Origin of the sequence: Streptococcus danieliae, from assembly GCF_025447695.1 — a bacterium.
Lineage (GTDB): Bacteria > Bacillota > Bacilli > Lactobacillales > Streptococcaceae > Streptococcus > Streptococcus danieliae.
In genome coordinates this window covers 1-7,972 of the sequence record NZ_JAOBSU010000080.1, presented here as the reverse complement: position 1 = coordinate 7,972, position 7,972 = coordinate 1, and the positions used below count along the sequence as shown (strand labels likewise).

General features: G+C 43.1%; 7 protein-coding genes. All 7 read right to left on the bottom strand.

Annotated features, from left to right (window positions below; all coding sequences use genetic code 11):
* Nucleotides 1-130: 130 nt before the first annotated feature.
* The 7 genes from N4310_RS06425 to mvk all read right to left on the bottom strand — a co-directional run bounded on the left by N4310_RS06425 (nucleotide 131) and on the right by mvk (nucleotide 7,680).
* On the bottom strand, nucleotides 131-1,387 hold the full coding sequence (locus N4310_RS06425) for a hydroxymethylglutaryl-CoA reductase, degradative (RefSeq protein WP_262092523.1): 1,257 nt from the start codon (nucleotides 1,385-1,387) through the stop codon (nucleotides 131-133).
* A 36-nt stretch (nucleotides 1,388-1,423) separates the two neighbouring features.
* Nucleotides 1,424-2,578 (bottom strand): hydroxymethylglutaryl-CoA synthase, encoded by a 1,155-nt coding sequence (locus N4310_RS06420; protein WP_262092525.1) that lies wholly within the window; start codon nucleotides 2,576-2,578, stop codon nucleotides 1,424-1,426.
* Nucleotides 2,579-2,599: 21 nt separating this feature from the next.
* Nucleotides 2,600-3,787 (bottom strand): acetyl-CoA C-acetyltransferase, encoded by a 1,188-nt coding sequence (locus N4310_RS06415; RefSeq protein ID WP_262092524.1) that lies wholly within the window; start codon nucleotides 3,785-3,787, stop codon nucleotides 2,600-2,602.
* Nucleotides 3,788-3,886: 99 nt separating this feature from the next.
* On the bottom strand, nucleotides 3,887-4,888 hold the full coding sequence (gene fni, locus N4310_RS06410; protein WP_262092522.1) for a type 2 isopentenyl-diphosphate Delta-isomerase: 1,002 nt from the start codon (nucleotides 4,886-4,888) through the stop codon (nucleotides 3,887-3,889).
* Complete coding sequence (locus N4310_RS06405) at nucleotides 4,885-5,880, bottom strand: phosphomevalonate kinase (protein ID WP_262092521.1); 996 nt, start codon at nucleotides 5,878-5,880, stop codon at nucleotides 4,885-4,887. The genes fni and N4310_RS06405 overlap by 4 nt, the downstream gene beginning before the upstream one ends.
* Nucleotides 5,870-6,823 (bottom strand): diphosphomevalonate decarboxylase, encoded by a 954-nt coding sequence (gene mvaD, locus N4310_RS06400; protein WP_262092520.1) that lies wholly within the window; start codon nucleotides 6,821-6,823, stop codon nucleotides 5,870-5,872. Before mvaD ends, N4310_RS06405 begins: the two co-directional genes overlap by 11 nt.
* On the bottom strand, nucleotides 6,805-7,680 hold the full coding sequence (gene mvk, locus N4310_RS06395) for a mevalonate kinase (protein WP_262092519.1): 876 nt from the start codon (nucleotides 7,678-7,680) through the stop codon (nucleotides 6,805-6,807). Before mvk ends, mvaD begins: the two co-directional genes overlap by 19 nt.
* Nucleotides 7,681-7,972 lie beyond the last annotated feature (292 nt).

Genomic DNA, 7,972 nt, shown 5'->3' with positions numbered 1-7,972 from the left:
TTTACCGTGGCGATTTTTCTTTTTATACTCTTCTATTCCCTTGGTATACCTCGGATCAGAGACAACGGGAATGATTCAAGATAAAATTTTGTCCTAGTCCCACTCCTACTCATTTGTCCAACTACTAGGTCTAGCTTCTCAGGTTTTTCAATAATTCCTTAGCTGCTTGCAAGTTTGGATGAGCAGTTTTTCGCAGTGCAGCAACCAAGTCAGCCACTTCCTCAACTCGGGCACCTGCATGCAAGGCCAGCGATTGAAGCTGTAATTTCATGTGCCCTGATTGGATTCCAGTTGTCACCAATGCCCTTAAGGCCGCAAAATTTTGGCAAAGACCAACAGAGGCAATGATAGCCGCTAATTCTTTAGCTTTCACATCTCCCAGCATATCGAAGGATGCAGCAACTTTGGGATTGAGGCCAATGGATCCACCTACAGTCGCAATTGGTAAGGGAAGGGTAATCTCTCCGATAAGATTGTCCCCTTCGATCTTCCAAGTTGATAAACCTCTGTAAGCCCCGTCGCGGCTAGCATAGGCATGGGCACCTGCTTCAATAGCACGCCAATCATTCCCGGTCGCAACAACAACTGCGTCAATCCCATTAAAAATCCCTTTGTTATGGGTTGCTGCTCGATAGGGATCCACCTGAGCTAACAAACTAGCCCAGGCGATTTTATCAGCTAAATGGGTAGCATCTGCTTTGTTCAGTGCAAGATTGGCAATAGGGACTTGACAACGGCTTGTCACCAATGAATCTGTAGCATAATTGGAAAGAATCCCCATCAAGGTCTTGCCCTGACTCATCGCTTCCAAAGGTTGCTTGAGGGCTTCCAGCATAGTATTCAAGATATTCGCTCCCATAGCCTCTTGAACATCTACATGGAGATAAACAATCAGAAAAGCCTCTTTTACCTCAACTGTCAGCTGACGTGCACCCCCACCTCTTTTCACAATAGAAGGGTAGGCTTGATTGGCTATCTGTAGAAGGGTTGCTTCTTCTTTCTGGATAAACTCTTGGGCCTTTTCAACATTTTCCACTTCAAAAAGAGCCACTTGGCCAATCATCTGGCGCTTGTTCATATAGGTTTCAAAACCACCTGAACGACCAATAATTTTGGCTCCAAAAGAGGCTGCTGCCACAACAGAAGGTTCCTCCGTTACCATCGGAACTGAATAGCTCTGGCCGTTCACACGAATCTCTGGCAAGACCGCAAAAGGAAGAGAAAAGGTTCCTAGATGGTTTTCAACCATCTTTCCTGCAATCGTCTCCGGCAGATTGGTATCTTCAACTAAAGTAGCCAAGTTCTCCTCTGCTAGATTTCTTTCTTTGTGGAGAAGTGTAATGCGATCCTGTCTCGATCGCTTATAAAAACCTGAAAACATTGACATCATTTCCTTTTCTAAAAAGGGGACTTTCGTCCCCTCTTACGAATGATAAATCCGTTTGAACTCGACTACTTTCTCTAAAGCGTAAGGACTTTCATCTGAATTCAAATCAATGGAATTACCAGCTTCATCCAAAACGATCTCTTCAAAGAAGATTTTTTCATACTCCTCAACTGAGACTTTTGTTCGTTGGTTTAAATCCACCATTCGCTTCTCTTGAAGATAGGCTTGATATCCTTCTACTAAGCGACCACTGAAAATTTCACAAACAGCTCCACTTCCATAGCTATAGAATAAAATTTCATCCCCAGCTGTGAGTGCTTGAGAATTTTCAAGCAAGGACAAGAAGGAAAGGAAAATTGATCCTGTATAAATATTCCCAACCACCTGGTTGTAGATAATGGCTTCATAGAAACGGTCTGTCAAACGAGTCAAGGTATCTTCGTTAGCAGCAATTGCACGCAAACCTTTTAACCCCTGTTTTGGGAAAGGAATGTGCAAACACATAGCCGCAAAATCTTCCAGATCCTTACCAGTCTTTTTCTTATAATAGTCAAAGGTAGTGGTTAGACAGTCTGTATACTGCTTGGTTGAATATTTCCCATCCACACGTGGGTATTTATCATCATTGGGTCTCCAAAAATCATAGATGTCTCGTGTTTGGCAAACATTATCTGAATTTAAAACCAAGATGCTTGGATCTGCCGTCACAAGCATTGCCACAGCACCAGCTCCCTGAGTAGGCTCTCCACCGGATGCAATCCCGTATTTGGCAATATCACTCGCGATCACTAGGACTTTTGAGTCTGGATTCTGAGCAATATGCGTTTTGGCAAGACTGAGACCAGCCGTTGCGCCATAACAGGCTTCTTTCATTTCGATAGAACGAGCAAAGGGTTGAATCCCTAGTAGACTATGGATGACAACAGCTGCTGCTTTACTCTGATCCACACTCGACTCGGTACCTACAATAACCATATCAATGGCTTGCTTGTCTTCTTCCGTCAAAATCGATGCAGCTGCTTGTGCCCCCAGGCTAACAATGTCTTGTGTCACTGGAGTAACGGCCATCTCCGACTGAAGTAGCCCAATCTTAAATTTATTCGGATCGACATTCCGAGCTGCAGCCAAGTCAGCTAAATCCAATACAAATTCTGGAAACGCAAAGCCAATCTTATCAATTCCGATTTTCATCATGTCTTCTGTCCTGACTCCTTATGAACGACTTTGTCCATTGGAAATAATCAAAGAAATCCCTTGACCTCCTCCGACACAAAGTGAACAGAGCCCTAACTCCTTTTCTTGTTTCAACAATTCATGGATGAGGGTCACCAAGATCCGGCTTCCACTAGCGCCAATTGGATGTCCAAGTGCGGTAGCCCCACCATTCACATTTACTATTTTTGGATCTAACTTGAGTTCTGAAATGACCGGTATCGCTTGAGCTGCAAAAGCTTCATTCAACTCAGCCAAATCTAAATCCTCAGTTGTCAAACCAATTTTCTCAAGAGCTTTACGAGTTGCCGGAACCGGCCCCAAGCCCATGTAGGCTGGATCTAAGCCACTTGTTGCATAAGATTCAATATAGGCTAGAACTTCTAGACCAAGTTCACGCGCCTTTTCCTCAGACATTAGTAGTACTACAGCACAGCCATCGTTAATTCCAGAAGCATTTGCGGCCGTAACAGTTCCATCCGGTTTGAAAACTGGTCGTAAGGTTGCCAATTTTTCGAATGGAGTTAAGCGAGGGTATTCATCTTCTTGAAAAACACGCTCGCCCTTTCGCTCCCGAATGGTAATTGGAACAATTTCATCCACAAATCGTCCACTCGCAATGGCGTTAGCTGCTTTTTCTTGACTTAAATAGGCAAAGGAATCTTGTTCTTCCCGACTAATGTCATATTTTTCTGCAACATTTTCAGCAGTGATCCCCATATGAATATCTTGAAAGGCATCGGTTAAACCATCTTTTAATAGAGAGTCTTCCAAGACCATGTTCCCCAACTTATTCCCAAAGCGACTGGCTTTGGAAAGGTAGGGAGCCTGACTCATAATCTCAATACCACCTGCAGCAACAACGTGATTATCACCCAGTAAAATCGATTGTGCGGCTAGAAGGACAGACTTAAGACCAGAACCACAAACCTTATTGACAGTATAGGCAGAGGTAGTTTCTGGAATCCCGGCACGAACAGCTATTTGACGAGCAATATTTTGACCATGTCCAGCAGAGAGAACATTTCCGAAAATAACCTCTTCCACTACCTCAGCTGGTATGTTTTTCTTCTCCAAGGCGGTCCGTAAGACCTGTGCTCCTAAATCAGCTATTTCAATATCTTTTAAACTGCCTCCGAAACTACCGATGGCAGAGCGATAGGCGGCAACAATAGCTACTTTATTCATCATAACACCTCAATTAGATGATTTTGAACCCAAGAGTTCAACTCTACCATTATACCACTAATTTTCAGAGAAAAATCATTCTCTAGACCTAGATGACTATCATTTCTCACAGGGCTGATTAGAACTTAACCGTCCATGCAAGATATAGTCAACAGATTTTAGATCCTCAAGATTTCGACAGTTTAGAGCACATAGAATGATTCGCAAATCCTCTTTCCACTCATTTACAATTTCAATAACCTCAGCAACGGTATGGCGCTCCACCAAGTCTAACATTGTTCCTGACAAGCCGACAGCTCGAGCACCTAAAACCATACATTTTACCATATCTAGGGGATGCCGCACTCCTCCTGACGCGATGATTTCAAGTTCATCGACCAACGGCTGAGCATTTAAGAGAGCCTGTACTGTGCTTTGTCCCCAATTATCTAGATAACTTCGTTTGCCACTTCGTTGGTTTTCAATGTAGGCAAAATTAGTTCCACCACGACCTGAAATATCAACGGTTTGAATCCCTAGATTCAAGGCCTTTTTCATGGTTTTGACATCCATTCCAAACCCAACTTCCTTGAGAATAATCGGGACCGGAATCTGCTTGGCATAAGCTGCTAAGTTCTGTTTCCACGATTGGAACTGACGTTCCCCTTCCGGCATTAGTAGCTCCTGCATCACATTTACATGAACTTGTAAAAATAAGGGATCCATCTCCTCTACTGTCTGCATTCCTAATTCTACAGGTTTATCGACACCAATATTGGTCGCACAGAGCAAATTTGGAAATTCTTCTTTGGTTGGATAAGATTGGTCATTGGGATTTTGTAAGGCCGCACTATAAGATCCCGTAACCATCAGAATTCCTGTGGCTTCAGCTACCTGAGCTAATTTACGGTTTACCACAGCAGCTTTTTCTGAGCCACCAGTCATAGCATTAATAAAGAAAGGAAATTCAAAATCCTGACCTGCAAAGTGGGTCGAGAGGTCAATATCTGCCAAGTCAAAATCCGGTAAGGAAGAATGGATTAACTCCACGTCGTCAAAACTATTGTAGGATGATTGGTAGGCCAGTGCATACTGGATATGTTCATCTTTGCGATTCCTCATGAGAAGTCCTCCTGATACAGTAGCTGAATCCCAACTTGCTCCCACTCCTGAAGCAATTGGTCTAAAATGTCTTTATCAAAAACAAAAGCGATTCCACAATCGCCCCCTCCGGCTCCAGAGGATTTCGCAACAGCGTCATAGTGACTAGCAATAGCTCGTAATTGGTAGAGCTTGTCAGTATAAATGGCCGGACTGAGATTTTCTAACAAATCACTGATCTGATTCAAACTGTTTTTAACCCCTGCACCGTCTCCTTTTAGGAGTGCTTCTTTACAACGAAGAGTTGCTCGATTGGTTACCTTTAAAAATTCAGGATCAATGGCCGCCTGCACCTGCCGAATCAAGTCCTTAGAAATGGCTGGTTGACGCGTCCAGCCCACTAAAAATTGAGCAGGTAGGTGAGGCTTGAGCACCTCAATCTGATAGCCCCAATCCAAGGCTAGGGTTTCCTGTAACGAATGCTTTTCTAAATAACGGCGTACCCGCTTGCGATCAAAGGCTTGAAAACTAATAAAGTCCTCATAGGCTATACAGGCCAAATCTCCCATTGATCCGTTATCTCCTCGAGCTAATAAGACGTAGGAGGCCAGTCGAAAAAGAAGATCTGGGGACAGCTTCAAATCCGAAAAAGCCGCTAAGGCTTTTAAAACCAAGATAGTGACAGAGCCGCTAGATCCAATACCATACTTCAAGCCATCCTCCTCCATCTTCCCTGAAATTTCTAATGTAAATGGAGGTAGCTTGGCTAGGTCCAGACCTCTATAACGAGCCCAAACCTTGACGGTGTCCTGTATTAGGCTATAATTCTCATCTGCCTCCATTCCAACCGAATAGTCAAACAAATCCGAAGAGAGCTGAATCTGAGAAGTAGGACTCATACTTGCCTGCATGTAAATAGGAATATTTTTTATTAAAGCTGTTTGTCCAGGAGTTAAGATAGCATATTCACCGGCTACATAGAGTTTCCCGCAAGAGGTTACCTTAATCGTCATAACTTGGATCCTTTGTTCCTGAACTAATCACTCGATAGCCATAATCCTTTTCAAAAATCTGACTTAGGTTTACCAAATCTGACTCCCTGCATAGGACTTTAACATTAGGACCGGCGTCCATCGTGAAGTAACACTCATGCCCCTGTTGACGTAAGTTTTTCACCAACTCCATCGCCTTATAGGACTCCGGTGTCAAATAATTAAAGGATGGGGTTGCATATTCATTAGTTCGGTGCATGGCCAAAGCATTTTTCTCAGTCAATTGTCCAACTTTAGTAAAATCGCCCTCTTTCAAATACTCAAGCATGGCCTGATAATCTTTCTCAGACTGATCAATCCATTCTTGAAAAACCGTTGAGGTGCTACTTGCAATTTTCATCCCTTCCCGGCTAGAAATTGGTTTTTTGTTAGTCTCTAGAACCAACATAATCATTCCCAATTTTAGATCTGTTTCTACCTGATAAATCTCACCAGAGGCCTTATCCCAAGCAGCTATTGGACCAAAGAAAGAACGTGAAGAGGAACCTGATGCAAACTTAGCTTTTTGCGCCAACTCAGATCTGCTATAGCCCGTTGCAAACAATTGATCACAGGCCATCACTAAAGCAGATAAACCACTGGAACTAGAAGACAGGCCTGCGGCAGTAGGCATATTGTTCTGCGTCTCCACTTTTACATAAGTACTTGGATTGCTGCGGTACTGATCAATAACCGCCGAAATTTTGTTATGTTCTTTTTCATCCTGCAGGACACCATTAATGTAAAATAAGTCCTTGTTCGTTTCAGGAGGTAAGAAGCCGACCGTTGTTGTTGTATACAAATTGTCGAGTGTTAGGGAGATACTACTGGTTGATGGAATCATCCGTTCTGCATCAGCCTTTCCCCAATATTTTACAATAGCAATATTCGCATAGGACTTGACTGTTACACTTTTTCTATCCATACCTGCTGGGCTCCTTTTTCAAATAATTTTTCACGAATCATAAATGCGTCCTCCAAGGTAGCTGCAAGAGCTATAACACAGCCACCTAGACCACCACCGCTCATTTTAGCTCCCAGAGCACCGGCAACTATCGCCTGTTCCACCAATTCATCTACAAAAGGTAGGCTAACACCAATCGCCCTTAACTCTTTGTGGGCTAAGCTCATGAGACGTCCGACTTCACGACTATTGTGTGCTTTAATAGCAAGCTCAGTTTGTTCAGCCAAGTTTCCCAAAGTGGCCAGATGAGGACGATTCGTCTTCTCAAATTGCGCCACCTTATCAACCGCTTCACGAGTATGCCCCTGAATCCCTGAATCAGCAATCACTAAATAGGCTCCCAAAGCGACCGCCAAACTAGCAAAGCCAGTATCTCGACTAAATTTGATAGGGACATCAGATAGACAGGTTTTAGCATCAAGACCACTCGGATTGCTGTGGGCAATCTTTTCTGCTTTATGGACAAGCATTTCTAATTTTTCTAAACATAGGGACTCTTCAAAATAAGTATAGACAGCTCGAATGGCAGCTATCGATACAGCAGCTGAGGATCCCATTCCTCGTTTTTGAGGAATCTTTGAATCGATTTCATAAGAAATTTTGGCCTCCAACTGATCTAAAGAATCAAGCGCTGCAAATACGGCCGTTGAAAGGGAATCTTCAAAATCAAAAGTTACCATCTGACTAGCCGGTTGAATACGACAAACCGCCTCAATTCCTAGTAAGGGGAGCGCAATAGCTGAATAACCATACACCACTGAATGCTCTCCCATCAAAATAATTTTTCCGTGGGACTGGCCCACACCCCTGTCTACCATTCTCTACCTCGCATCTAGCTAGTTATACTCATTGAATTTCAAAATCTACCCTTGTCAAATCTCCTTGGATAAACCTTAGTGGCTAGAAACCTTGCTGGCTTCTATTATTTGACTCGGGGAAAAAGGGCTCCCAGATTTTTTCAACTTTCCTAGTTATTGTTTGTCTTCTGTGAGTATTCTGATTTTGTTTTGAAATAAGTATCAACTATCTCTTTATTATATCATGCTTGAAGTCAATTCTAAAAAAGCAGTCCTATCCCCCACGACTTTATCAGCTAAAAATAGACAAAGA

Excerpts from the sequence above, each read along its gene's own strand:
- N4310_RS06420 (WP_262092525.1), bottom strand. The coding sequence starts at position 2,578 with ATGAAAATCGGAATTGATAAGATTGGCTTTGCGTTTCCAGAATTTGTA.
- N4310_RS06425 (WP_262092523.1), bottom strand. The coding sequence starts at position 1,387 with ATGTCAATGTTTTCAGGTTTTTATAAGCGATCGAGACAGGATCGCATT.
- N4310_RS06405 (WP_262092521.1), bottom strand. The coding sequence starts at position 5,880 with ATGACGATTAAGGTAACCTCTTGCGGGAAACTCTATGTAGCCGGTGAA.
- N4310_RS06415 (WP_262092524.1), bottom strand. The coding sequence starts at position 3,787 with ATGAATAAAGTAGCTATTGTTGCCGCCTATCGCTCTGCCATCGGTAGT.
- mvk (WP_262092519.1), bottom strand. The coding sequence starts at position 7,680 with ATGGTAGACAGGGGTGTGGGCCAGTCCCACGGAAAAATTATTTTGATG.
- fni (WP_262092522.1), bottom strand. The coding sequence starts at position 4,888 with ATGAGGAATCGCAAAGATGAACATATCCAGTATGCACTGGCCTACCAA.
- mvaD (WP_262092520.1), bottom strand. The coding sequence starts at position 6,823 with ATGGATAGAAAAAGTGTAACAGTCAAGTCCTATGCGAATATTGCTATT.